Annotated in this window: 22 protein-coding genes and 3 pseudogenes; 7 read left to right on the plus strand and 18 right to left on the minus strand. The window is 68.3% G+C overall.

The features are described from left to right. Positions 1–51: 51 nt before the first annotated feature. A complete protein-coding gene (locus OG306_RS00620) occupies positions 52–1683 on the minus strand; it encodes an ISAzo13 family transposase (protein ID WP_371665033.1) in 1632 nt (543 codons plus the stop codon). Between the two features lie 239 nt (positions 1684–1922). On the opposite strand from OG306_RS00620, the pseudogene OG306_RS00625 reads away from it, so the two are divergent. Together OG306_RS00625 and OG306_RS00630 are read left to right on the plus strand one after the other, a co-directional pair. Next, positions 1923–2231 (plus strand): annotated as a pseudogene (locus tag OG306_RS00625) (cytochrome c oxidase assembly protein); the annotation flags it as partial. 210 nt (positions 2232–2441) lie between these two features. Continuing rightward, entirely contained in the window at positions 2442–3779 is a 1338-nt protein-coding gene (locus OG306_RS00630) for an IS630 family transposase (protein WP_266908007.1), read from the plus strand. A 98-nt stretch (positions 3780–3877) separates the two neighbouring features. Here OG306_RS00630 and OG306_RS00635 read toward each other — a convergent pair whose 3' ends face one another. Then, positions 3878–4156: a hypothetical protein gene (locus OG306_RS00635; RefSeq protein ID WP_266908009.1), complete on the minus strand. Its 279-nt coding sequence runs from the start codon at positions 4154–4156 to the stop codon at positions 3878–3880. A gap of 57 nt (positions 4157–4213) precedes the next feature. Here OG306_RS00635 and OG306_RS00640 point away from each other — a divergent pair, with 57 nt between their 5' ends. Both OG306_RS00640 and OG306_RS00645 read left to right on the plus strand, forming a co-directional pair. Next, on the plus strand, positions 4214–4414 hold the full coding sequence (locus OG306_RS00640) for a hypothetical protein (protein WP_371665034.1): 201 nt from the start codon (positions 4214–4216) through the stop codon (positions 4412–4414). Beyond that, complete coding sequence (locus OG306_RS00645; protein ID WP_371665035.1) at positions 4411–5004, plus strand: hypothetical protein; 594 nt, start codon at positions 4411–4413, stop codon at positions 5002–5004. Before OG306_RS00640 ends, OG306_RS00645 begins: the two co-directional genes overlap by 4 nt. On the opposite strand, the gene OG306_RS00650 is transcribed toward OG306_RS00645, so the two are convergent. The 13 genes and pseudogenes from OG306_RS00650 to OG306_RS00710 form a co-directional block, all read right to left on the minus strand. Continuing rightward, entirely contained in the window at positions 4937–5698 is a 762-nt protein-coding gene (locus OG306_RS00650; protein ID WP_266908015.1) for a Scr1 family TA system antitoxin-like transcriptional regulator, read from the minus strand. The two genes, OG306_RS00645 and OG306_RS00650, sit on opposite strands and share 68 nt — an antisense overlap. 28 nt (positions 5699–5726) lie before the next feature. After that, positions 5727–6254, minus strand: a complete 528-nt coding sequence (locus tag OG306_RS00655; protein WP_266908017.1) for a DUF6879 family protein — start codon at positions 6252–6254, stop codon at positions 5727–5729. Continuing rightward, positions 6223–6477: a hypothetical protein gene (locus OG306_RS00660; protein WP_266908019.1), complete on the minus strand. Its 255-nt coding sequence runs from the start codon at positions 6475–6477 to the stop codon at positions 6223–6225. The genes OG306_RS00655 and OG306_RS00660 overlap by 32 nt, the downstream gene beginning before the upstream one ends. A 210-nt stretch (positions 6478–6687) precedes the next feature. Next, positions 6688–6882 (minus strand): hypothetical protein, encoded by a 195-nt coding sequence (locus OG306_RS00665; RefSeq protein ID WP_266908021.1) that lies wholly within the window; start codon positions 6880–6882, stop codon positions 6688–6690. Between the two features lie 279 nt (positions 6883–7161). Continuing rightward, entirely contained in the window at positions 7162–8430 is a 1269-nt protein-coding gene (locus OG306_RS00670; RefSeq protein WP_266908023.1) for an AlbA family DNA-binding domain-containing protein, read from the minus strand. 518 nt (positions 8431–8948) lie between these two features. Then, complete coding sequence (locus tag OG306_RS00675; RefSeq protein ID WP_266908025.1) at positions 8949–9773, minus strand: hypothetical protein; 825 nt, start codon at positions 9771–9773, stop codon at positions 8949–8951. 123 nt (positions 9774–9896) lie between these two features. Then, positions 9897–10613, minus strand: a complete 717-nt coding sequence (locus tag OG306_RS00680; protein ID WP_266908027.1) for a hypothetical protein — start codon at positions 10611–10613, stop codon at positions 9897–9899. A 43-nt stretch (positions 10614–10656) separates the two neighbouring features. Further along, positions 10657–11741, minus strand: a pseudogene (locus OG306_RS00685) (integrase core domain-containing protein). A 42-nt stretch (positions 11742–11783) separates the two neighbouring features. Further along, positions 11784–12071, minus strand: a complete 288-nt coding sequence (locus OG306_RS00690; RefSeq protein WP_266908029.1) for a hypothetical protein — start codon at positions 12069–12071, stop codon at positions 11784–11786. 778 nt (positions 12072–12849) lie between these two features. Further along, positions 12850–13131: pseudogene (locus OG306_RS00695) on the minus strand (IS630 family transposase); the annotation flags it as partial. Between the two features lie 32 nt (positions 13132–13163). Further along, positions 13164–14338, minus strand: a protein-coding gene (locus OG306_RS00700; RefSeq protein WP_371665036.1) for an IS3 family transposase whose coding sequence is annotated in 2 segments (ribosomal slippage) — positions 13164–14068 and positions 14068–14338 — 1176 coding nt in all. Because the reading frame shifts where the segments join, the coding sequence is not laid out codon by codon here. Further along, positions 14313–15467, minus strand: coding sequence for an IS630 family transposase (locus OG306_RS00705; protein ID WP_323187899.1), 1155 nt, complete (start codon positions 15465–15467; stop codon positions 14313–14315). Before OG306_RS00705 ends, OG306_RS00700 begins: the two co-directional genes overlap by 26 nt. Before the next feature lie 333 nt (positions 15468–15800). Further along, positions 15801–15932, minus strand: a complete 132-nt coding sequence (locus tag OG306_RS00710) for a hypothetical protein (protein ID WP_266751862.1) — start codon at positions 15930–15932, stop codon at positions 15801–15803. A gap of 232 nt (positions 15933–16164) precedes the next feature. On the opposite strand from OG306_RS00710, the gene OG306_RS00715 reads away from it, so the two are divergent. Next, a complete protein-coding gene (locus OG306_RS00715) occupies positions 16165–16473 on the plus strand; it encodes a hypothetical protein (protein ID WP_266908033.1) in 309 nt (102 codons plus the stop codon). A 72-nt stretch (positions 16474–16545) separates the two neighbouring features. Here the strand turns inward: OG306_RS00715 and OG306_RS00720 are convergent, their stop codons facing one another. From OG306_RS00720 to OG306_RS00730, 3 genes are read right to left on the minus strand one after another with little or no spacing between them, the layout of a single operon-like run. Next, positions 16546–17454: a carbohydrate ABC transporter permease gene (locus OG306_RS00720; protein WP_266751865.1), complete on the minus strand. Its 909-nt coding sequence runs from the start codon at positions 17452–17454 to the stop codon at positions 16546–16548. After that, entirely contained in the window at positions 17451–18467 is a 1017-nt protein-coding gene (locus OG306_RS00725) for a carbohydrate ABC transporter permease (RefSeq protein ID WP_266751867.1), read from the minus strand. Before OG306_RS00725 ends, OG306_RS00720 begins: the two co-directional genes overlap by 4 nt. Beyond that, on the minus strand, positions 18464–19771 hold the full coding sequence (locus OG306_RS00730; RefSeq protein ID WP_266908035.1) for an ABC transporter substrate-binding protein: 1308 nt from the start codon (positions 19769–19771) through the stop codon (positions 18464–18466). Before OG306_RS00730 ends, OG306_RS00725 begins: the two co-directional genes overlap by 4 nt. A 542-nt stretch (positions 19772–20313) precedes the next feature. Here OG306_RS00730 and OG306_RS00735 point away from each other — a divergent pair. Continuing rightward, positions 20314–22017, plus strand: coding sequence for a class I mannose-6-phosphate isomerase (locus tag OG306_RS00735; protein WP_266751870.1), 1704 nt, complete (start codon positions 20314–20316; stop codon positions 22015–22017). Beyond that, positions 22014–22961 (plus strand): ROK family protein, encoded by a 948-nt coding sequence (locus OG306_RS00740; RefSeq protein WP_266751871.1) that lies wholly within the window; start codon positions 22014–22016, stop codon positions 22959–22961. Before OG306_RS00735 ends, OG306_RS00740 begins: the two co-directional genes overlap by 4 nt. Positions 22962–23270: the final 309 nt, after the last annotated feature.

Below are 23270 nucleotides of genomic sequence, written 5' to 3' on the forward strand. Positions count from 1 at the left end.
TCGCTACTGTCCGAAAGAGGGGCCGTCGAGAAATTACTGGTGCGTGTCGGGTCAATCGTCTGTTGTCGTTGCGTGTATGACATAGCGGGCGAGTTCGCTGGGGTCGATAAGGCGGACCGGGAGCGGGTCGCTGTGGTGGCCGTGTCGCTGTAGCAGGGGGCGGGTCTGCTGGAGGAGGGTGCGCATCTGGTTCTCGCCGACGCGGAAGAGGTGGGCGATCAGCGAGGCGGGCAGCCCGCGCTGGTCCAGGACGGAGGCCCAGATGATGTTTTCGACCGCGAGTTTGCGGTGGCGGGGTCGCTGGCCCGGTGCGAGTTGGTCGATCAACTCACGAACTCTGCTGACGAGTTGGTCGAGGGCTTGCCGGGTGAGACCGGTCAGCACCGGGTGGGTGGCCAGCGCCGCGTCGAAGGTGTGGGCCTGGCGGGGATGGGCTCGGCGCCCTTGCGGCTGCAGCGGCACGGCCGGGACGCCGGGCTGCGGCGGAATGGTGTAGTTCCACTCGCCGTGGAAGTCGTCGGGGTCGATACGCAGCGCCGCAAGGTGCTGGGCGTCAATCTCGATACCGGTGGGATAGGCGCCCTCGTCCAGGCGGGCGCTGACACGCAGGCCGGTCGTGGTCGTGGTGGAGGCGATCAGGTTGAGAGCGACTTCGTAGCTGGTCAGCGGGCGGGCGCGCCAGTTCATGGAGATGAAGGAGAACAGGCGATGTTCGACCTTGTTCCATTTCGATGTGCCTGGGGGCAGGTGGCACACGCTGATCTCCAGACCCGTCTCGGTGGCCAGGGCGGCGAGGTTGGCCTTCCAGGCGCGGGCGCGGGAGCTGTTCGAGCCCCCGCCGTCCGCGGTGATCAGGAGTCTGTGTGCGTCGGGGTAGGCCGTTTGGCCTTCCTCCCTCCACCAGCGGCGCAGGGCCGCGACCGCGAACGCGGCGGTGTCGTGGTCGGTGCCCACCACGACGAAGCCGGTATTGCGCCCCAGGTCGTAGATGCCGTACGGGATCGCCGTACCGGTAGCGTGGGAGGGGAAGTCGTGGTCGAGGACCTTCACCGGCGCACCCGGCGGCACCCACTCCCTCCCGGCCTGCGCGAACAGCCCGATCTGCTCCTTCTTCTTGGTGTCCACACTGATCACGGGATCGCCGGCGGCCAGGAACTGGCCCACCGTGTCGTTGAGGTGCCGGAACTGGGCATCACGGTCCGGGTGCGAACTCCCCGCCAGGACCCGCGCGTTCGCGCGCAGGCTGAACCCGGCCTGCTTGAGCAGCGCGGCGATGGTGTCCCGGCCCACCGCGTGGGCCTGGGCGGCCAGTTCACCCGCCAGGTGGCGCAGCGACTTCGTCGTCCACGTCAGCGGCCGTATGGGATCACCCTGGGTACTGTCCTCGACCAGGGCCAGTAGTGCGGCCCGCAGCCCCGGATCCTTCTCGGCCGCGGCCGGACGGCCCGCGCCGGCCCGGCGGGTACGGCCGTGTGGCGCGGGATCCTCCTCCAGCTCGGCCAGCCCACGGGAGACGCAGCCCTTGGAGACTCCTGCCGCCTTCGCGACGGCGGCGATCCCACCGTGACCGAGTATCCGGGCCTCCGCCCCGTACAACAACCGACGCTGACGCTCGTCCAGATGCGGCGTCACCGCCTCCAGCTTCGCCCGCAACGGACCGATCAACTCATCGAAACGCCCCATACCACATCAACGATCCGAAGGCTCGGAAGCAACCCGTAGAAAATCGACGGCCCCAGAGCTTCCACTGAGAGGGCGGTATGTGACGTGATGCCGCATCTGTCGTCACCGGAACGTGTGGGACCGTAGCCTCCACGCTGACCAGAGGACTCGGCCGTGCTGGAGTGTCTGCCGTGAGTGGCTGTTGTCGTTCCGATCTTGAGTGGTGCTGGTCGAACAGGGGTCTCGTTCGGCTGATCGCGGCGGGCGCCGGCGCCGGTCCCGACCCCGCCCCGACCCGGCCCGGCGTCCCCACCCGGCTCGTCGTCCTCGGGATCGCCGTCGCGGCGCATGCCACGATTTCCCAGCTGATCTACGGCGGCTTCCTCATCAACGTTCACGCACCCATCGACCAGGTCCAAGGCGGCGCGGAGATCATGTACTACGGCGGCGACATCGCCGAACTCCTCCTCGCCGCAGCCCTCGTCACCACTTGGCGGCCTGCCCGCCACCGGCGCCAGGATGCTGATCGGCCGGTGCCCAGTGGCGTGGTCAGGACAGTCGCCGGCTGACCCGGCCCGTCGCACCGATCCCACGGGCGTCGGTGGTCACCCGGCAACCTGGACGATCTGCTGGCCCGGCTCGACCGACACACACCCGCCGACCGACAAGAAGAATCCTCCGTCGCCCTGGCAGCCTGATCAACCCCCGAAGGACTTCCGGAGCTGACCACTTAGTGTCCCGCGCCGGAAATTGCGGCTGTAAGTCTGTAGGCTGTTTTCATGTCGCATCGGGGTCCGCGTGCTGTCGAGGTCGTACTGTCCGAGGAGGAGCGCGCTGAGTTGTCGCGTTGGGTGGGTGGTGGGGCGGGATCTCGTCCGGCTGAGCGCGCGCGGATCGTCCTGTCTTGCGCGGATGGCGCGTCAAGTTCCCAGGTGGCGGCTGACTTGGGCGTGAACGTGGCGACGGTACGCAAGTGGCGCTCCCGGTTCGTGGACCTACGGATGGCGGGCTTGGTCGACGAGCCGCGGCCGGGCCGGCGCAAGTCGGAGCTGGTACTCAGCAAGACCGAGCGCGCGCAGTTGACCCGCTGGGCGAAGCGGGCGAAGACTGCGCAGTTCCTGGCGCTGCGCGCGAAGATTGTGCTGCGGTGTGCGGAGGGCAGGACGAACAAGCAGGTCGCCACCGAACTCGGGGTGGCGCAGGCGACGGTCAACCGCTGGCGGTCGAGGTTCGTCACCGGTCGCCTGGACGGGCTGATGGACGAGCGGCGTCCGGGACGGCCCCCGTCGATCCTGCTCGACCAGGTCGAGGACGTCGTCGTGGCGACCTTGGAGTCGACGCCGGGCAGGGACACACACTGGTCGCGCGCCTCGATGGCCAAACGCACCGGACTGTCGAAATCCACCATCGGGCGGATCTGGAAGAGGTTCGACCTCAAGCCGCACCTGCAGGACTCCTTCAAACTCTCCACCGATCCGCAGTTCGTCGACAAGGTCGTCGATGTCGTCGGCCTGTACCACAACCCGCCCGAAAAGGCGGTGGTGCTCTGCGTGGACGAGAAGAGCCAGATACAAGCTCTGGACCGCTCCCAGCCGGTGCTGCCGATGATGCCGGGCATGCCCGAGCGTCGCACCCACGACTACCTGCGGCACGGCATCACCAGCCTGTTCGCCGCCTTCAACATCGCCGACGGCACCGTCATCGGTGAACTCCACCGCCGCCACCGGGCGATCGAGTTCAAGAAGTTCCTGGTCACGATAGACAAGGCCGTCCGCAGCGAGCTCGACGTGCACCTGGTGTGCGACAACTACGCGACCCATAACACTCCAGAGATCAAGACCTGGCTGGCCAGGCACCCTCGCTTCCACGTGCACTTCACCCCCACCGGCTCGTCCTGGATAAACCAAGTCGAGCGCTGGTTCGGCCTGTTGACCGACAAGCTCATCCGCCGCGGCGTCCACACTTCCGTAAAGGCGCTGGAAGACGACATCAAAGCGTGGATCGCAACCTGGAACGAGGACCCGAAGCCCTTCACCTGGACGAAGACCGCCGACGAGATCCTCAACTCACTCGCCGACTACCTCGCCAAGATCACCCCACCCAGCACCGAATCCTGACAAGAAAATAAGCTCGCCATTTCTGGCGCAGGACATTAGTGGTCGCGTCCGGAAGTCCTTCGGGGGTTGACTGCAGAGTCGGTGTGGTGCCTCCCGTCTTACCGGATCGCCGCTGCATCTTTCCGAAGTTGCTCACGCCATACCGGCACCTGCGACTTCGGCTTCGCCGCCCCCGGCACTGACGACGTCTGCTCGGCCTGCCCGTCGGCGGCCGGCACTGTCCGGTCGGCGTGGTCGTGGCCATGCCCGGTCTTGTCCGCCGGGGCCAGCACCTCGCCGACCCGCGAGCGGGCAATGGCCCATTCCTTCCAGTCCCACTCGGCCACGGCCAGTTCAGCCTGGACGTCGGAGTCGCGCGGGACTATGGGCAAGGTCATGTGGGTCCCGTAGCGTCGGCGGTGCACAGGCCGATCACCATGACTGCGGGGCAGACCATGAGGCGGACCGAGCACGCAATCGTGGCCATCGCCCTCGCGGCGCCCCTGGGGGTGACCCGGCTCGGCGCCCCGGCCTCCGCGGATGCCGGGAACGGCACCGAGCGCGCCACTCCCTCCCAGCCCGCGTACCGCGTCGCCTTGCACGCAGACGTCACCGGCACCCGCTGGACCGTCTTCCAACGTTGGGAGGAAGCATGAGGGCAGAGATGGTCGCCGTGCTCGTGGCAGTCGTGGGTGTGGCCGGCACGCTTCTGGCCCCGATCACGACCGCATGGGTCAGTGCACGTACCCGGCTGCAGGAGTTCACCCTGCAGCAGCGGGCCGCCGAGATCACGCGCCAGGATGAGGAGCGCAGGACGGAGATCGAACGGAGGCGGACCACCTACATCGCTGTGAACTCCAGCACTCGGCTTTGGCGTATACGGCTCATGGAGGACCTTCGGGCTCTGCGTGCCGGCGAGATCGCAGGCGGGCATGCCGAGGAAGCGCGGATCGCCTTCCAGAACGACTACGCGCAGGCACAGATGCTGGTTCCGGATCCGGTACTGCACGCCTGCACCCAAGTGCGTGCGACTCTGGCCGACGCCCGAAAGCGGATGCTGAGTCTCGCGGCGGGCGACACGGAGTACGGGGACACCTGGGAGGTCCTCTACGAGTACGTGCTGGGCACCTGGGACCTGATCACCGAAATGCAGACGGCGATGCGCCGTGACCTCGGTATCACCGCGCCGGAGCTGCCGGACTCGGAAGGACGCCCAATCCCGCCGGAACCCGGCGATACGCAGTGAGGCGACGGCGCCTCTGAGGCGAGCATGCGGGCCAGATGGCGCGCTGGGCGGTTTGCGGGATGATCCCGAAGGCGACTGAGGGCAGAGACATCAGCTCCAGGAGCTTGCCGAGCTGGCCGGCCATCACCTCGGGGTCGCCGATCCGGTAGCGCAGGACGGCTTCTTCCGCCAGGAGCACGAAGCGGTGGTTGCCCTCGTAGATGACCCGGGAGCGGTCCAGGCGGGCGGTGGCGGCGTCTGCGGCGTCGTTGGGGGTGCCCTGGAAGGTGCTGATGGTCGAGAGCAGCGCGGTGGCGTAGGGGTGGGTCTGGAGCAGGCCGGGGACGACGTTGGAGCAGTAGACGCGGAAGAGGCTGGTGCGCTGGTAGAGCGGGACGGCTGATTCCTGGAACGCCTTGATGCCGCTTCGGTGCAGGCGTCTCCACTCCTGGTACATCTCGTTGGCTGTGCGGGATTCGGCGATCAGGTCCGCGGTGTGTTCGTCGGCGTCGCAGGCGCGGCACCACGCACGGATATCGGCGTCCGAGGGCAGGGTGCGGCAGTTCTCGATGCGGGATGCCTTGGACTTGTGCCAGCCACACCGGTCCGCCACCTCGAACGACTTGAGACCGGCGTCCTTGCGCAGCCCCGTCAGGCGCCGGGCGAGGGCCGTGCGGGCGGCTTGCGCGGCCGAGGACGGGGAGGCGGTCGTCATGAGGTGGCGGCCCTTGGGTGTGCGTCGGTCAGATGCGGTAATCGGCGTGCGGGACGGCCAGTTCCCACACCGACCGGAACGCCTCGGTGCACAGCTTGATCGCGCTGGGGTCTTCGGTGTGGTCGGGTTCGAGGGCCTGGCCGTCACCGGAGAAGACGTTCCAGCGCACGACCTGGTCGTCGATGAGCCAGAAGTCGTTGCCGGGCAGTGCGAGCGTGGAGGCGCGGCGGCGGCCGAGCCAGCGGATCTCCTCGCCTGCACGGAGGTTGGCGTCGGTGATGGCGTGCTCGAATCGGATGTAGTCGGTGACGGGCTCGGACACGACCCGGGCCCGCAGGACCTTCACCCCGCGGGCGATGGTCCGCTCCACCAGCGGCAGCCATCCACTCCAGAACGCAGAGTTGTCCGCGGGCACGCTCCCGTCTCTCAGGAACGCGTCGTAGACCTCCCGTTCCTCCCCCACGGCGTAGACGTCCCGCAGTTCCAGGTGCAGGGCGTGCTGCTGGGCGGAGTCGAGCAGGTCCTCAAAGCTGGGTGCCGGCGGCTTCTGCGGCATCGCACGCCTTTCTGATCTGCGGCACCATCCGGGCCGGGATACGGATGACCGTCTCGTCGTCCGCGGGCGGGCTGTCCTGGCCGCAGGCGGCCCGGGTGGCCTCGTCGACGGCCTTGCCCTGCAGGACCAGTTCCGGCCCCTCGGGGGTGTCGGTGTCCACCCACACCGCGGGGCAGTTCCCTCCGCCTGAGTTCGGGTCCGTGCCGAAGAAAAGTAACGCCATGATCGCCTCCCGAGCGAGCCGGTTGCGCGTAGTTGCGCACCGACCGTCCCGCGCCGTGGTGTCGGGGGTCAAGGGCACAGACAGCACCGCGACCGGTTCGTGTGACACCGAGGCCGGATCATCGTCGGCCTGTGCGACTCCAGGGGTCGGGCCCCGGGGACGTCATGGCTGATCCCCCGGGGCCCGTGGTGTGTCCGACTCGGAGTCAGGTCAGTCCTCTTGGGCCGCCGTGGCGGCGACCCACGCGGTGGCTTCGGCGTTGGTCAGGAGCAGCACCTGCGTCTGGTGGGCGGTGAAGCCCTGGACGACGTGGACGCGGCCCGGGTGCGTGCTGCTCTTCGGCGCGGTGTCGATCTGCGGGGCCAGCCGGTCCCAGGTGCGGGTGGTGACCCGCCCCAGGGTCACGGTGGAGAACTGCTCGCGCCCTTCCGCGCCATGAGGTCAATCTCGGCTCTGGCGAAGAACGATCCCGGGGTGGCGAGGAACAGGCCCGGGTCGGTAGGTGACTGGTCGCCCGCGGTGTCGCGATGGCCCGGAAGGTTGCCGACGCCCTCGAAGTCCGGGAGCTGGCCGCCACGTGACGCCGGAGTCGCGCCGTCGTTGGACAGCGCGACTCCATATGCCGGTGCCCTGGGGATGTTATGACCGATTCTCCGGGGCCCGTGGTGTCTCGTGGAGCGAGGCTCATTCTTCGTCGGTCAGAGCCTTAGCGAACAGCTCTTCGGAGTCGAGCGAGCGGAGCAGGGGGCCGATGAGCCTGTGGGTCACCGTGCCCGGTGCGTGATGCAGTTCGGCCAGGGTGGCGCCGGTGCTCTCCTCGTAGTTGTCGGCGCTGTACCTGTGGTTGCTGGGCCAGTGTGACTGTCCGGAGTACCTGCGGCGGCCGCGGAGCCGGTTGGCCCCGACCGCAACGGCCCAGTTCCCGTGGTAGCCCACGTCGTCGGAGACCAGGCGCATCAGCTCCAGCATGTGCCGAGTGAGGATGACGGCGCCGGAGTCGAAGAGGACCTGCTCCTCTTCGTTCTCCGACGCATGGCGCTGGAGGCCGTCGGAGAGGCGGGTCATGAAGAGGCGCAGGCCGCCATCCTCGAAGAGCTGGACTTCGATCACTTTCTCGTCGCCCCAGCTGCCGTCTGCGACGTACGTGCGGTCGGACTGGAGACTCGAGGAGCTGAGAGCCACTCCCCTGGCGCGCCTGTGCCCTTGGTGGGCATCGCTCAAGTCGGGGCTGAAGCCCTGGTTCGCGAGCGCTGCCCGCAGGCTCTGGTTCTCCTGGACACGACGGATCAGGGTGTGCAGCTGCATGTTCCAGTCTTGGGCACCAGTGATGGGCAGGCACAGGTCCCGTCGTCCGGCTGTGGGCTGGGCGACCAGGAAGAGGTGGGACTGGGCTCCGACGTCGCGCAGTGGGTCTTCGTCCATCTCCTTGCGCAGCAGGGTGAGGGTGTCGGCTTCGGCGTTGCGCCGGCGTGCGTGCAGTGTGACGACCTCGGCATCGCCCATCTGGTACTTCGTCTTGTCGCCGCGGCCGAAGTAGCGGTTGTCGACCATGTGCGGTGCGACGGGGCTGGCCGGGATGTGAACGACGAGGTAGCCGGTCCCGTCGTTGGCCGCCGAGCTGATCTCCTCGGTGAGGATGGTCAGGGGCGGGTCGGGGATGGTCCGGGCCACCTGCTCGATCTTTTCCGGCAGTCCGTTCAGGGGCTGGGGGGCGAGTTCGAAGGTGCGGCTCTCCTTGTTCTCCTGCACACCGATGATCAGGGTGCCGCCGTCGACGGCGAACGAGGACAGGTCGCGCGCCAGTTCCTTGTTGTCGCCCTTGCTGTTCGGGGCTTTCTTCAGGTCCAGGTGGTGGCTTTCCTCGAACAGGCCGCCGTCGACGGCGGCCTGGAGGTCAACCTCGGTCTTCGGTATCCACCGGGGGTTGTCGGAGGAGAGGTAGATCGATGACACTATGCGGTCCCGCTTCCCGTGATCCAAGGCCCAACACAGGCCGTAGCCCAGGCGGCTGAGCGCCAAGACTACGGAGGGGGACCGACAGTCGACTGTTCGTCTATTCCGGGCCAGGATCGCGCAGCGGGTTACGGTGCCTGCAGTCCCAGCACCTCACGGTCTCCGGGAGATTCTCGAATCGCGTGCCGGAGACGCCGAAGGATCCGTCGATGCGGAAGCCTCCGCATTCTTGGCACGGGGTGGCGTGGAAGGGCTTGTCGCAGCGGAAGCAGACGCCTTCCGCGCTGTTCTGGTCGAGGTGGGTAAGTCGGGTGTCTGCGCTGCCGCATCGCACGCAGAACGCTTCCTGGGTCTTCATGGTTCTGGTTTACCTCAGATCCGCGGCGACGTTCCCCCTGCTCCGCGTCCGGCACCCATACCGCAGCGGGCGGAGATCGTTGAGTCGGCGACTCCATATAGCCGGGCCCCAGGGAGGTCATGGCTGATCCCCCGGGGCCCGTGGTGTGTCCGACTCGGGGTCAGCCCTCTTCGGCCGCCGTGGCGGCGACCCACGCGGCGGCTTCGGCGTCGGTCATAAGCAGCACCTGCGTCGGGTGGGCGGTGAAGCCCTGCACGACGTGGACGCGACCCGGGTGCGAGCTGGACTTCGGGGCGGAGTCGATCTGCGGGGCGAGCCGGTCCCAGGTGCGGGTGGTCACCCGCCCGAGGAGCACGGTGGAGAACTGCTCGTGCCCTCCCAAGCCGAGGGCGCTGTTGAGGGCGTGGCCGTGGTAGAAGACGTGGATGCGGGCCTCACGGCCCACGAAGAGGAGCTCGTGAAGGGCGTCGACGGCCGGGGACGTCTTCGGGTCGCCCTTCTCCCGGACCGTGTCCCAGTAGCGGGCGAGCTTATGCAGGGTGTGGTCGGCGGCCTCGAACACCACCGTCAGGCGCGGCAGGTCGTCGGTGTCACCGTCCTGGTCGGTGTGGTCGATGCGGCGCTTCAGTTCGGCCTGGAGTCCGACCAAGGCGTCGTGGATGTCGGCGAGGTTGGTGCGGTACGTCACCGTCGGCAGGGCACGCGCCCACTGCTGGGAGATCCGCTTGGTATCGAGGACCAGGGCGTGCCCGCCGTGGTGCAGGAGCTGGGCGGTCAGGGTGCGCAGGGTGGACGTGGTGCCGCCGCCGCTGCCGGAGCAGACCAGGACGTGCGGCGATTCGACGTCCAGGTCGACGCAGACCGGCTGCCCGTCAGGGCCGATGCCGATCAGGATCTGGGAGGCGGGCAGCGCTGCGAGCTGTTCGCGGATGCCGGGGTCGGTGAAGCGCAGCAGCTCCGGGAGGGTGCTCTTCTTGTTCCACATGGTGCGGTGTTCCTTTTCTGTGCTGTGCCTGGTGAACCGGGTGTTCACCAGGACTGGGGGGGATCGTGTCGGCCGAAGCGGACAGGTCCGGTTCGCGGACGTCGGCGGTTGGGCCGGGGCGGGTCAGTCATCCTCGAGTTCGGTGGTGCCGGAGGCGGCGCGGGGCCGGTTGCGTGCCCACTTCTTGAGGTCGCCGACGCGGTAGAGGAATGCGGAGCCGCGCTTGGCGACGTGCTTGGGGAAGGTGGCGTCGGTGTGACGGGCGGTGCGCAGGGCGTGGAGGCTGGCGGCGCCCGGCAGGTGGTTCTCGAACGCCTCGCGGAGCCCCATCACCTGGTCGTCGTCGACCGGGGCCGGGTTCGCCGGCGACGTCGCTGCGGTCGTCGCGGCGGCCGCGCTGTCGCCCGGGTCGGCAGCCGGGGGCGTGAGGCTCCAGGCGTCGGCGAGGAAGTCGCGGTCGGCGGCCGGGGCCGGATCGGGCGCGGCCGTGGTCGCCTCGGTGGCATCGGGGGCGGGCGGCTTCTGCAGCTGCACCGGGCCGGGCTGCGTCGGGAGGTCCGCGGGCTTCGGGTCGGTGGCCTTCTTGCCGGTGGTGGCCCACTCGCGGGCTTCGGCCTCGGTGAAGAACAGCACCTGCGTCTCGCGGGCGGAGCCGCCGATGACGACCTGGGCGCGGCCCGCGTGCTTGGTGGACTTCGGCGCCGGGTGGACCTCGGGGGCGAGCATGCGCCAGGCGTTCATGCTGTAGCGGGCGAGGATGCGGGTGGCGAACTGTTCGCGGACCTCCGGGCCTCCCAGGGCGCGGGCGGTGGCGGACTGGGCGACCAGGAGCACGTGCATGCGCAGCTGGCGGCTGTGCCGTTCAGAAACTCATCGCTGCTGGTCAAGCCGCGTATCTGTACTCGTTGATGACGCCGCCCAGTACTCGGGTGCGGAGGAGTCGGTGCGCGGTCAAGTCGGTCGAGGGCGCCGGGTGCTCCTGGGCGAGGGGAGGAAGTTGTCCCCGGGCCTGGTGGGGCGATGGCCGTTGTAGTGGAAGGCGTAGACGTCGAGCACGCGTCGAGCGTGGGCTTCGTTCAGGATCAGCAGGTGGTCAAGGGCCTCGCGCCGGAGTGTCCCGATGGCCCTTTCGCAGTGCGCGTTCATCCGTGGGGCCCGCGGCGTCGTCTTCAGGGTCTCGATGCCCTCGGACGCGAAGACCGCGTCGAAGGACTCGGTGTACTTGCGGTCCCGGTCGCGGACCAAGAAGCGCAGCGACTCCAAGCGCAGGCCCAGGTCGACGGCGAGGCTGCGGGCTTGCCGGACCGTCCACTGCGCGGTCGGATGCGCGGTTATACCAGCGATGTGCAGGCGGCGCGTGCCGTGCTCGAGGAAGACCAGTGCGTAGACCCGGCGACGATCAGCCAGGTCGATGTGCAGTAAGTCGCGGGCGATGACGCCGTCGGTCTGCGCCGTCAGGAACTCGCGCCACGTCGGCCCACCTCTACGGGGAGCAGGGCCTACTCCGGCAACAGTCAAGATCTCCCAGACCGTGGAGGCTCCGACCCGATGCCCGAGCCGCGCGAGCTCGCCTTGGATCCTGCAACACCCCCAACGCGGATTCTCTGCGGCCAGCCGCAGCACCAGCTCTTTGATCGCCTTCGTGGTCGGTGGCCGGCCGGGCCTGCTCCGGCGCTTGCTGTAGTCCCACCGGCGCGCCACGAGCCTTCGATGCCACGCCAGCACGGTGCCCGGAGTCACCGGGAACACCTGCGCCCAACGACGCCAGGGTATCAACGAGGACAACGCCGCGAACCACAGCCGGTCCGCCGGCTCGTAGCGCACCGGACCTGCAAGTTGCCTGCGCAGCACCGCGTTCTCGTGCCGCAGGACAAGAAGTTCGGTGTCCTTGGCCACCTGCCGACGCAGCAGCAACACCGGGACCGACAACAGCTTCCTCGTCACCCGATAGACCAGCGAGACAATCACCCGCGGCATCGTCCCACGCGACCCTGAGCGCCACCACACCCCCTACGACCTGCAGCAACGCATTTCTGAACGGCACAAGTCGGGAATATGGTCCTCCCGCCCGCTGGTGCTCTGGAAGCGCAGCCGGAACGGTTGCGCGAGGGCTTCCACCAGGCCTCCGGCGAAGTCGGCTACCAGAAGCAGGAGTTCCTCCTCGAAACTCTCAAAACCATGGTGGCGATCCGTGGTCACGAGGTATTCAAGGCCCGGGCGATGCCATTGCCCGGTGCGCCAGGTGAAGCGGCGTACGGGAACACTGGACAGCATGTCGACCTGGTTGAGGTCTTTCACGGAACAGGCGACCTGCGTCTTCCCGTGGCGCCAAGCCGTGGTCCATCGGGCATGCCAGTCTCCCGGCATGACGAGTTGAGCGGCAGCTTCGGTCGAAATGGTGTGCGCGTGCGCGAGGTCGGACAGCCGAGATGTGTCCGACCAAGGACTGGTGGTAGATGCGGGAACCCGCGCGGCGTCTCGCAGCAGGGTACGGAGTGGCATGGCTCTGCCTCACGTTCATAGCAGTGCAGCGGAAAACGCCGTGATCATGCTGAGACATGCGCGGGTTCTGCAACTTGACCCAGCGGATCAAGAGAACCGCGTCATGGCGGTGTGGTAGTGGGCAGGCCGTTTCTGCACGCAGCTGGGTGAGTCCGAGAAGGAACGAAGCCTATGCAAGGGAGATTCAGAGGATCTCGTGGTCCTGTCACGGCCTAGAAATCTGCCATGAACGGAATGCCGAGCTCGGGTCAAGGAGAGCCGGAGGAGCGATTCTTCGCTTACTTCGAGGGGGCAGTCACATTAATGTGCAGGGACGTGCGAGCACACTTTCGAGGGAATTATTCATGGCTCGCCGGGCAGGAACCATATCAGCGCGGCAAGGAGAGAGGCGTGCCCCATCTTGCCGACGTCGAGGCGGGCGTGGCGGGTGCCCTCGGTCTGTACCGATGTGCCAAGAAGACTCGGCATCTGGCGCGTTGAGGTACCGCCGATGGTTGGCAAAAGACCAGGTCGACGGTGACCCGAAATGTCACCTAGTGTGTCCTGCGCCAGAAATGGCGAGCTTATTTTCTTGTCAGGATTCGGTGCTGGGTGGGGTGATCTTGGCGAGGTAGTCGGCGAGTGAGTTGAGGATCTCGTCGGCGGTCTTCGTCCAGGTGAAGGGCTTCGGGTCCTCGTTCCAGGTTGCGATCCACGCTTTGATGTCGTCTTCCAGCGCCTTTACGGAAGTGTGGACGCCGCGGCGGATGAGCTTGTCGGTCAACAGGCCGAACCAGCGCTCGACTTGGTTTATCCAGGACGAGCCGGTGGGGGTGAAGTGCACGTGGAAGCGAGGGTGCCTGGCCAGCCAGGTCTTGGGGCTTCCCCCGGGAGCGTGGACACCGGGTGCTATGCGGCCGTGGCCAGGGTAACTGATCTCTGCTCGTAGGCGATCGGGGTCATGTGGTCGAGGGCGGAGTGCCGCCTCCAGGTGTTGTAGCGGTTGATCCACCGGAACACCGCGAGCCGGGCCGCGCGGGCTCCCGGCCAGCGCTTCGCGCCCTGGAGCGTCTCCCGCTTCAGGCTCGCGTTGAACGCCTCGGCGGCGGCGTTGTCCGCCGAGGTGCCGACGGCCCCGCGCGATCGGGTCACGCCGAGCTCGCGGCAGACCTTCGCGAAGTCCTTCGAGCAGTACTGGGCGCCGTTGTCCGTGTGGAACACCGCGCCGGCCAGGTCTCCACCTCTGGTTGCGGCGGCGGCCCGCAGCGCGTCGGTGACCAGCTCGGTCCGCATGTGGTCGGCGATCGACCAGCCCGCAAGCCGCTTGGAGTGCAGATCCAGCACCGTTGCCAGATAGAGGAATTGGCCGTCACCGACTGGGAGGTAGGTTATGTCGCCGACGTACTTCGTGTTCGGCGCCGTGGCAGTGAAGTCCCGCTGGAGCAGGTCGGGCACCGGGGCCGCCTCCGGCTCGGGGACGGTGGTGCGGATCTTCTTGCGCAGGTGGACTCCGACGATGCCGTGCTCGCGCATCAGGCGCTCGACGCGCTTGTGGTTGACCGGGCAGGTGGCGTCCCGCAGCTCGGCGGTGATCCTCGGGCTGCCGTAGGTGCCGTCCGACTCGGTGTGGATCTCCTTGATCCGCTCCGTGAGCATCCGGTCGGCGCGCTCACGCTCCACCCGGGCCGGAGCTGCCTCGCGCCAGCGGTAGAACCCGGAGCGGGAGACCTCCAGGACCTGGCACAGCCGCTTCACGCCGAAGGCGCGGTGGTGGTCCTCGACGAACTGGAAGCGGCTCACCAGTTGGTCTCGCCCGCGAAATACTTGGCCGCCCGGCGCAGGATCTCACGTTCCTGCTCGAGCTCGCGGACCTGCTTGCGCAGCCTGGCGATCTCGGCGTCCTTCTCCGATGCCGCCCCGGTCCCGGGATGCTCGGTCTTCTCGGCGGCCTTGATCCACTGGCGCAGCGTCTCGTGGTTCACGCCCAGGTCAGCGGCCACCGACGCGACCGGCCGCCCCGGGCTGGAGCGGTACAGCGCGACGGCGTCGGCTCGGAACTCAGCCGAGTACTTGTAGGTCCCCAACGGGAACTCCTGATCTCCGGATCTTCACGGATCCAGTGTCCAGGGTGTCCACGCTTAAGGGGAAACGCCCCTTGATCTCTGGAGTGTTGTGGGTCGCGTAGTTGTCGCACACCAGGTGCACGTCGAGCTCGCTGCGGACGGCCTTGTCTATCGTGACCAGGAACTTCTTGAACTCGATCGCCCGGTGGCGGCGGTGGAGTTCACCGATGACGGTGCCGTCGGCGATGTTGAAGGCGGCGAACAGGCTGGTGATGCCGTGCCGCAGGTAGTCGTGGGTGCGACGCTCGGGCATGCCCGGCATCATCGGCAGCACCGGCTGGGAGCGGTCCAGAGCTTGTATCTGGCTCTTCTCGTCCACGCAGAGCACCACCGCCTTTTCGGGCGGGTTGTGGTACAGGCCGACGACATCGACGACCTTGTCGACGAACTGCGGATCGGTGGAGAGTTTGAAGGAGTCCTGCAGGTGCGGCTTGAGGTCGAACCTCTTCCAGATCCGCCCGATGGTGGATTTCGACAGTCCGGTGCGTTTGGCCATCGAGGCGCGCGACCAGTGTGTGTCCCTGCCCGGCGTCGACTCCAAGGTCGCCACGACGACGTCCTCGACCTGGTCGAGCAGGATCGACGGGGGCCGTCCCGGACGCCGTTCGTCCATCAGCCCGTCCAGGCGACCGGTGACGAACCTCGACCGCCAGCGGTTGACCGTCGCCTGCGCCACCCCGAGTTCGGTGGCGACCTGCTTGTTCGTCCTGCCCTCCGCACACCGCAGCACAATCTTCGCGCGCAGCGCCAGGAACTGCGCAGTCTTCGCCCGCTTCGCCCAGCGGGTCAACTGCGCGCGCTCGGTCTTGCTGAGTACCAGCTCCGACTTGCGCCGGCCCGGCCGCGGCTCGTCGACCAAGCCCGCCATCCGTAGGTCCACGAACCGGGAGCGCCACTTGCGTACCGTCGCCACGTTCACGCCCAAGTCAGCCGCCACCTGGGAACTTGACGCGCCATCCGCGCAAGACAGGACGATCCGCGCGCGCTCAGCCGGACGAGATCCCGCCCCACCACCCACCCAACGCGACAACTCAGCGCGCTCCTCCTCGGACAGTACGACCTCGACAGCACGCGGACCCCGATGCGACATGAAAACAGCCTACAGACTTACAGCTGCAATTTCTGGCGCATCACACTAGCGGCAGTGGTCACAGCAGCTGTGACGAGGATTCATAGTTGGCACAGGAGAGGCATGGTTGGCACCGGCTGCAGCCCGCAGTCATCGGGATGCCGGCTCCGACGGGAAGGGCGTGCCGCGACCACGGCAGGGCACCACGAAGGTTCGGACTGAGGGGATGCCCCACGTGGTGGTGTGAGCTGCGGCACGACGTCTCTTCGGGGGTGCCGATCTGTCGCGGCGGCTGGTTCCTGACGGTCTGTCGGAACTTGGCGTTCCGTTGCTTTCGTCGTTCAACTCCCGCCCTCAGGGCGGCGGAACCGTGCTGCTGGACGAGCGGGTCGGATTCACGGCGGTGGTGTACATGCCGACCAGCGGGGGTGCCTGGCGGCCCCTGCTGGAGACGTCCGGGATGTCGCCCGCGACGGCGCACCTCATGGGCCAAGGCGGGGCTGTGGCGCGGATCGAACCGGGCGGTCCTGGACGAACTCGGCGGCCAGGCTGAGCTCGACTGGACATATGCGATCGTTGACGCCGCCTCGGAGCGGGCGAAAGAGGGCGTTCGCTGACCGGGCCGCCCCCGGTCGCTCGCGGCAAGCAGGGCAGCGTACTGCATCTGCTGGCCGAGCTTCAGGGCGTCCCGCTCAGCGTTGCCATGGTCGGCGCCAACATGCACGAGAGCCTCGCCCTCAAGTCGTCGGTCCGCGGCATACCCGCCATCCGTTCCCGACGCGGAACCCGTCGACGACGCCCGGCCAAACTCCGCGCGGACAAGACGGACTTCTCCGCCGAACACCTGGCCTGGCCGCGCGAGCGGGGAGTCGTCCCACGCATCGCACGGCCGGGCATCGAGTCCGGCGAACAGCTCGGCCGGCACCGCTGGAGGACCGAGCGGTCCATCGCCCGGCTCTTCGGCCGCCGGCGCCTCACCATCCGGTACGAGCGATCCGGCTCCCACTTCCACGCCTTCCTCGGGTGAGCCACTGCCCTCACCTGCTGAGAGAAGCCCGCAACACTCGCCAAAGCTGATCAGCACGGAACTGTCCGCGCGTCAGCTCTTGAGGCTTCCGGCGGACAGCCCCGAGCGCCAGAACCTCTGGAGGGCGAGGAAGGCGATACAGAGGGGGACCACCGACACCAGGGAGCCCGTGACGACGATGTCGTACCAGGGCTGGTCCCGAAGCTGGCTGTTCCAGAAGTAGAGCCCCAGGGTGAGCGGCCAGCGTGAGTCGTCGGCGAGCATCATCAGTGGCAGGAAGAAGTTGTTCCAGATCCCCACGAACTGGAACAGGCAGATGGTGACCAGCGCGGGCGACATCAGCCGCAGGGCGATGGTGAAGAAGATCCGGAGTTCTCCCGCGCCGTCGACCCGGGCGGCGTCGGTGAGTTCGTCGGGCACGGAGGCTTCGGCGTAGACGCGGGCGAGGTAGACCCCGAAGGGGGTGACGGCGCTCGGGATCAGCACCGACCAGTACGTGTTGACGAGGCCGGTCGACGAGGCGAGCAGATACAGCGGGAGGGCGAGCAGCGGCGGGGGGATGAGCACCGCGCCGAGGATCACGGCGAAGACACCCTCCCGGCCTTTGAAGGGATATTTGGCCAGGGCGTATCCGGCCATCGCGGCGAACAGGGTCGCCACCAGGGCCCCGGCCCCGCAGTACAGAAGGCTGTTGAGGAGCCAGCGGCCGAAGACGCCGTCGCTGTGCCGGAAGACCTTCGTGAGGTTGTCGGCGAGGTGGAAGTGCGAGCCGAACCAGAAGCCGTTGCTGCCGAACAGGTCGCCGTTGGATTTCGTCGCCGAGACGATCAGCCACCAGATCGGCAGCAGGAAGTAGCCCGCGATCGCGAACAGCAGCACGGTGGTGCTCAGTCGGGCGGCCGAGGTGCCGCGACGGCGGGCGGGCGGCGCCGCCCGCCCGGGGTCGGACCCGCGGTCTCGGGGTGTGGGCTGCGTGCTCATCGCGATCCTTGTGTGCTCAGGCGCAGGAAGCCGTAGGACAGGGCGAATGTGGCCAGGGCCAGGACCACCGCGACAGCCGCGGCGAAGTTGTAGTCGTTGAGGCCGAAGGCAGCCTGGTAGGAGAGCATCACCGGGGTGTAGTTGCTGCTGATCGTGGCGGTCATGGGGCGCAGCACCATCGGTTCGCCGAACAGCTGCAGCGTGCCGATGATGGAGAAGACGCCGGTCAGGGTGAGGGCCGGGCGCACCAGCGGCACCTTGATGTGCCAGGCGATCCGGAATCCGGAGCATCCGTCCAGCTCGGCGGCCTCGTACAGCTCCTTGGGGACCGACTGCAGCGAGGTGTAGATGATCAGCATGTTGTAGCCGGTCCAGGACCAGGTGACGATGTTGCCGATCGAGAAGAGGATCACGTTGTGGGAGAGGAAGTCGACGTCTACGCCGATGCTCCTGCCGACGTCGTTCAACGGACTGATGCCGGGCATGTAGAGGAAGGCCCACAGCACCGCCGCGATCACACCGGGGATCGCGAACGGCAGGAAGTACGCCACGCGGAAGAAGCGCTTGAACCGTGCCACTTGCGAGTCGAGGAGCAGGGCGAGGAGCAGGGCGAGACCCAGCATCACCGGCACCTGGACGAGGCCGAAGACCAGGACCCTGCCCACGCCCTTCAGAAACGTGCTGTCGGTGAGCACCCGCGTGTAGTTGTCCAGGCCGGCGAAGACGGTGCGCGGCGCCCCGAAGCCGAGCCCGGAGCGCTCCACCCGGAACAGGCTCTGATGGACGGCGTACCCGATCGGGATGACGAACACGGCCAGGAACAGGACGCCGAACGGGGCGAGCAGCACGGCGGCGGAGCGGTTGCGCCGGGCGGCGAGCCTGCTGCCGGAGCGGCCGCGCGACGGCCGCCGCTCCCGGCCCGGGACACCGGCGAACCGGTCCCGTCCGTGACCGCCCGACCGCGCCGGCCGGTCCGCGACCGGCACTGTCGAGGAGTCCACATCGCGGGTCATCTGACCTTCACGCCCTTCGACTTGATCGCCGCGAGCGTCTTCTTCTGTACGTTGTTGAGCGCGTCGAACAGCGTGCCGGAACCGGCGTAGGCGTTGGCGGTCGCCTCGTCCAGATCGACACCGAACTGCGACTGCGTGGGACCCCAGTGCCAGTTCGTGTCCGTGTGCTGGGCGGCTTCGCCGAACACCTTGTAGATGTTCTGGCCGCCGTAGTAGTCCACGCCCTTGTTCACTTCGGGCAGCTCAAGTCCGGCGGTGGCGGCCGGGTAGATGCCGGTCTTCGTGATCAGATTCTTGAGGCTGTCGGGGTCGGTGCTCATCCAGGTGGCGAACTCGACTGCTTCGTCCTTGTGCTGACAGCCCTTGAGCAGGGCCGTGCTGCCGCCGCCGTCGTTGCCGAACTTTTTCTCCCCGGCGGTCCACTGCGGCATCGGGGCGACGGCGAACTTGCCTTTGGCCTTGGGGGCATTCTGGGCGATCAGCGGGTTCAGCCAGACCGCGCCGATCGCCGTGGCCACCTTGCCGGACTGCAGGCCGCTCCACCACGCGGGGCTGTAGCCCTGGTCCGTGGCCACCAGCTTCTTGTCTACCAACTGCTGCCAGTAGTTGGCGAGTTGAAGGGACTGGTCGTCGTTGACGCCGATGTGCCACGCGTCGCCCTCGGTGCCGAACCACTTGGCGCCCTTCTGCCAGGCCAGGCCGGACAGGGTGATCGCCCGCAGGTTCACGATGTGGGCCTCGGGGTCGACCTTGTGCAGCTTCTCGGCCGCCTTGGCGTACTCGTCCCAGGTCGTCGGCACCGAGATGCCGTACTTCGTGAAGACGTCCTTGCGGTAGTACATGGCCATCGGGCCCGTGTCGACCGGGATGCCGTAGGTCCTGCCCGCGACGGTGACCTGGTTCCACGTCCACGGAACGAACTTGTCCTTCGCGGCACCGGCCTCCTGGGAGACGTCCTCCAGGGCGCCCTCGAGCAGGAACGTGGGTATGGACTCGAAGCCGATCTGCGCCAGACAGGGGGCGTTGCCCGCCTTCACCGCCGAGAGCATCTTGTCGTAGCCGCCCTGGCCACCGGACGGCAGCTTCTTGAAGGTGACCTTGATGTTCTTGTGGGTGGCGTTGAACAGCTCGGCCGACTTGTCGTAGCCAGGGGCCCAGCCCCAGAACTCCAGGTGGACGGTGCCGCCGGCGGCCTTGTCGTCGCCGCTCCCTCCGCACGCCGCCGCTGTCAGGACCAGGGCGGCCGCGGACAAACTCCCGAGTACGACCCGCCTTCTGGAGCGCGCGGCCAACTTAGCAAGCATTTATGTGCACCTTCCCGTTGCGAAGAACTGGAAATTACTCAGATTCTTGGGCACGTTGAACGTGAGGAGCCTGGTGCTGCCCTCGAAGGTCGAGGGGTGGGGCTGTAGTTTCCCGAGGCGCTGAGGTCCGGTACTTGTATCCATTGCGAGGCGAAGCTCAGTATTTGTGGGGTGCTCCGTGACGTCAAGACCATAGATCGGATACATTCCAGCTGTGGAGATCCGTAGCTCAGAAATATCAGATGGGCATTGAAGCGGCTGCGAGCCTGCCTTCATCGCCGCGTCGGCCGTGATCCCACCGTCGGACACCAGGCCGGGACCGGACCGGCGGCTGGAGCGCCACGGGGAGGCTGAGCGGACCGGAGGGCGACGGCGACCCGGTCGCCGTCGCCCTCCGACCGTCCCGATCACGGCGCGGTCGGCGCCTGCGCCGCTTGGACCCGGCATCACGCCGGGTGCGGTGCTCCCGGCCCTCGTCGCAGGAGCGGCCTGAGCCGCACGATCAGCAAGCCCTACCGAAAGACAGAAAGGCTGACACCGTCATGTCGGAAGTTCGCGGCTATGAAGCCGAACCGTGTTACAGCATCTCCGCAGAGGTGGGCGCCGGGTACCGGGAGGCGGTCGCCGGACTCGCCCCGGGTCTTGTCCTCGCCGTCGACGGCCCGGCGGCCGTGGACTGGGAGGCGGTTGCCGCCGGGATCTGTGAGGCGCTGGCCGCCCGTGCCGTCGCGACCAAACAGACCGACCTGCGCGAGCACTTCGCGCCCTGGCCGGACGTCCTTGCCCTGACCGCCTCCGCGGTACTGGAGGACGACCCGGACTTCGCCCCGCTGTCCCGGGCCGGGCTCGCCGACTTCTTCACCGGGCTGCCGGAGCCCGGGGCCGCCGACGACACCGTAACGGTCGTCTTCGGACCGGGCGCGGCCCTGGTGCCGCACGACCGGCTCTGGTACGCGGACCTGCCCAAGCGGTACGCCGAGGCCCAGATCACCGGCGGGACCGGCCGCAACCTGGGGCAGCCCGCCGGTACCGGGGCGGGCACGACCCGTCGGCTCTTCTACATCGACTGGCCCGTCCTCGACCGGCACCGCGACACCCTCGTGTCCGGCGTCGACCTGTGGCTGGACACCCAGGACGCGCAGGCCCCGTCCTGGCTGGAGGGCGCCGCCCTGCGCACTGCCCTCGCAGATCTGGCCAGGCGGCCCTTCCGTACCCGCCCCACCTTCAACACCACTTCCTGGGGCGGACATTGGGCCCAGGCGCAGCTCGGCTTCAACCAGGAGGGGGCCAACACCGCGCTGGGCTACGAGCTCATCGCTCCCGAGAGCGGGATTCTGGTGGGTACGCCGGACGGTCCGCGGGTCGAGGTGCCCCTGCAGGCACTGGTCGCCTCGCACCCCGAGGCGATCCTCGGCGACGACGTACACGCGAGGTTCGGCACCTCGTTCCCGATCCGCTTCGACTACCTCGACACCGTCGGCGGTGGCAACCTCTCCGTCCACTGCCACCCGCAGTCGGACTACATGCGCCGCGTATTCGGATGGCCGTACACCCAGCACGAGACCTACTACATGATGCTCGGCGGGCCCGGCCGGCAGGTGTTCCTGGGGCTGCGCCAGGACGCCGACCTCGCGGCCTTCCGACACGAGGCGGACCGGGCGTTCCACGACGGCGTGCCGTTCGACATCGAACAGTACGTCCAGACCTTCCCGGCCGATCCGCACCAGATCTTCCTCATCCCGGGCGGCACCCCGCACGGCAGCGGCGAGGGCAATGTCGTACTCGAGATCAGCGCGACGCCGTACCTGTACAGCCTTCGCCTCTACGACTGGCTGCGCAAGGACAGCGAAGGCAGGCAGCGGCCGGTCCACGTCGGCCACGCGTTCGAAAACCTGGACCCGGACCGGTCGGGGGAAGCCGTGGCCAGGGACCTGGTCCCCACGCCGCGCACCCTGCGCTCGGGCGACGGCTGGCACGAGGACGTCATCGGCCGCCTCCCGGAGATGTTCTTCGAGGTCCGGCGGATCGCACTGGCGCCGGACACCGTTGCGGACGACGACACGGACCACCGCTTCCACGTCCTCAACGTCGTGGAGGGCGACGGAATCCTCCTGGAGACCAGTGGCGGCCACCGCCATGTGCTGGCGTACGCCGAGACACTGACCGTGCCCGCCGCGGTCGGCGCCTACCGGGTGTGGGCCCTCGGCGGGGGACCGGTGCGCTATGTGAAGGCGCTGGTGCGGTGAGCCCCGCAGACGAGGCCACCATCTCGGTCCTCGAGGTCGGCGGCACCCATGTGACCGCGGCCGGTGTCGACATCCGCGCCCGCAGCCTCCGGTCCGGCCGCTCGTTCCGTGAGGCGGTGGACAGTAACGGCAGTGCCGAGGAGATCCTGTCGGCCCTCGTCCGCTGCGCCGACCGGCTGTCCGGCCTCGGCGCGGGCCCATGGGCCGTGGCACTGCCCGGTCCGTTCGACTACGAGCGTGGGATCGGGCGGTTCGAAGGGGTCGGCAAGTTCGAAGCCCTGCGGGGGGTCGATCTGCGGGCCGCCCTGACAGCATCACTGCCCGGCGCCACCGCGCTCAGCTTCTGCAACGACGCGGACGCGTTCGTGCTCGGCGAGTGGTGGGCCGGGGCGGCGCGCGGGCACCGCACCGTCGCCGGTATCACGCTCGGGACCGGTGTGGGTTCCTGCTTCCTGCGCGACGGCCGGATACTGCGGCACGGCCCCGGGATCCCTCCCGAAGGCTGGGTCCACAACCTGCGGTACGCGGGCGGACCCCTGGAGGAGACGGTGTCCCGGTGTGCCCTGCGGCGGGCCTACGCACGGGCGACCGGCGCGGCGCCGCCCGACGTCCGGGAGATCGCCCGGCGGGCGCGGCAGGGGGACCGGGCCGCGGCGGAGGTGTTCACCGAGACGTTCCGTGCCCTGGGAAGGGTGCTCGGGCCACTGCTCGCCGCCTTCGAACCGACGGTTCTGGTGGTCGGGGGCGCCATCGCGGGGGCCTGGGACCTCCTGGCCGAACCGCTGCGCTCAGGGCTCGCCGAGGCCGATCCGGTCCGCAACCGACGCGTCGTCATCACCCCGGCGCACCGGCCGGACGAGGCCCCGCTGCTCGGCGCGGCCTACCTGGCCGGGGAGCGCGGGCGGCCGGGCGACCGTACCGCGCCGCTCGGAGACTCCCGCTGACACCGACCCGGCACGTGCGGGACCCGGAGGAAGCCGGGTGAAGGACGAGAAGAAAGGTCTCACCTCGGTGCCCTCGTCACATCCTCACCGGCGGCGCATCAGCACGCCGCCGGCCTCGCCCCGCATGCCTCTCGGGCCTCGGCCACCGTCCAGCGGGCGGCGGCACGAGCTGAGCGGCTTCCCGCTGTACGGCCGGCACCACTTCGCGCACGTCGGCCGGACCCCTTTCCGCCTTCTTCCGGGAATTGCGCAGAGCGGATCCCCCGACGAGGCCTCCTCGATCCACACCCCCGACCCCCTGGGAACAGC

This window comes from Streptomyces sp. NBC_01241 (assembly GCF_041435435.1).
In the GTDB taxonomy this organism is placed as follows: domain Bacteria; phylum Actinomycetota; class Actinomycetes; order Streptomycetales; family Streptomycetaceae; genus Streptomyces.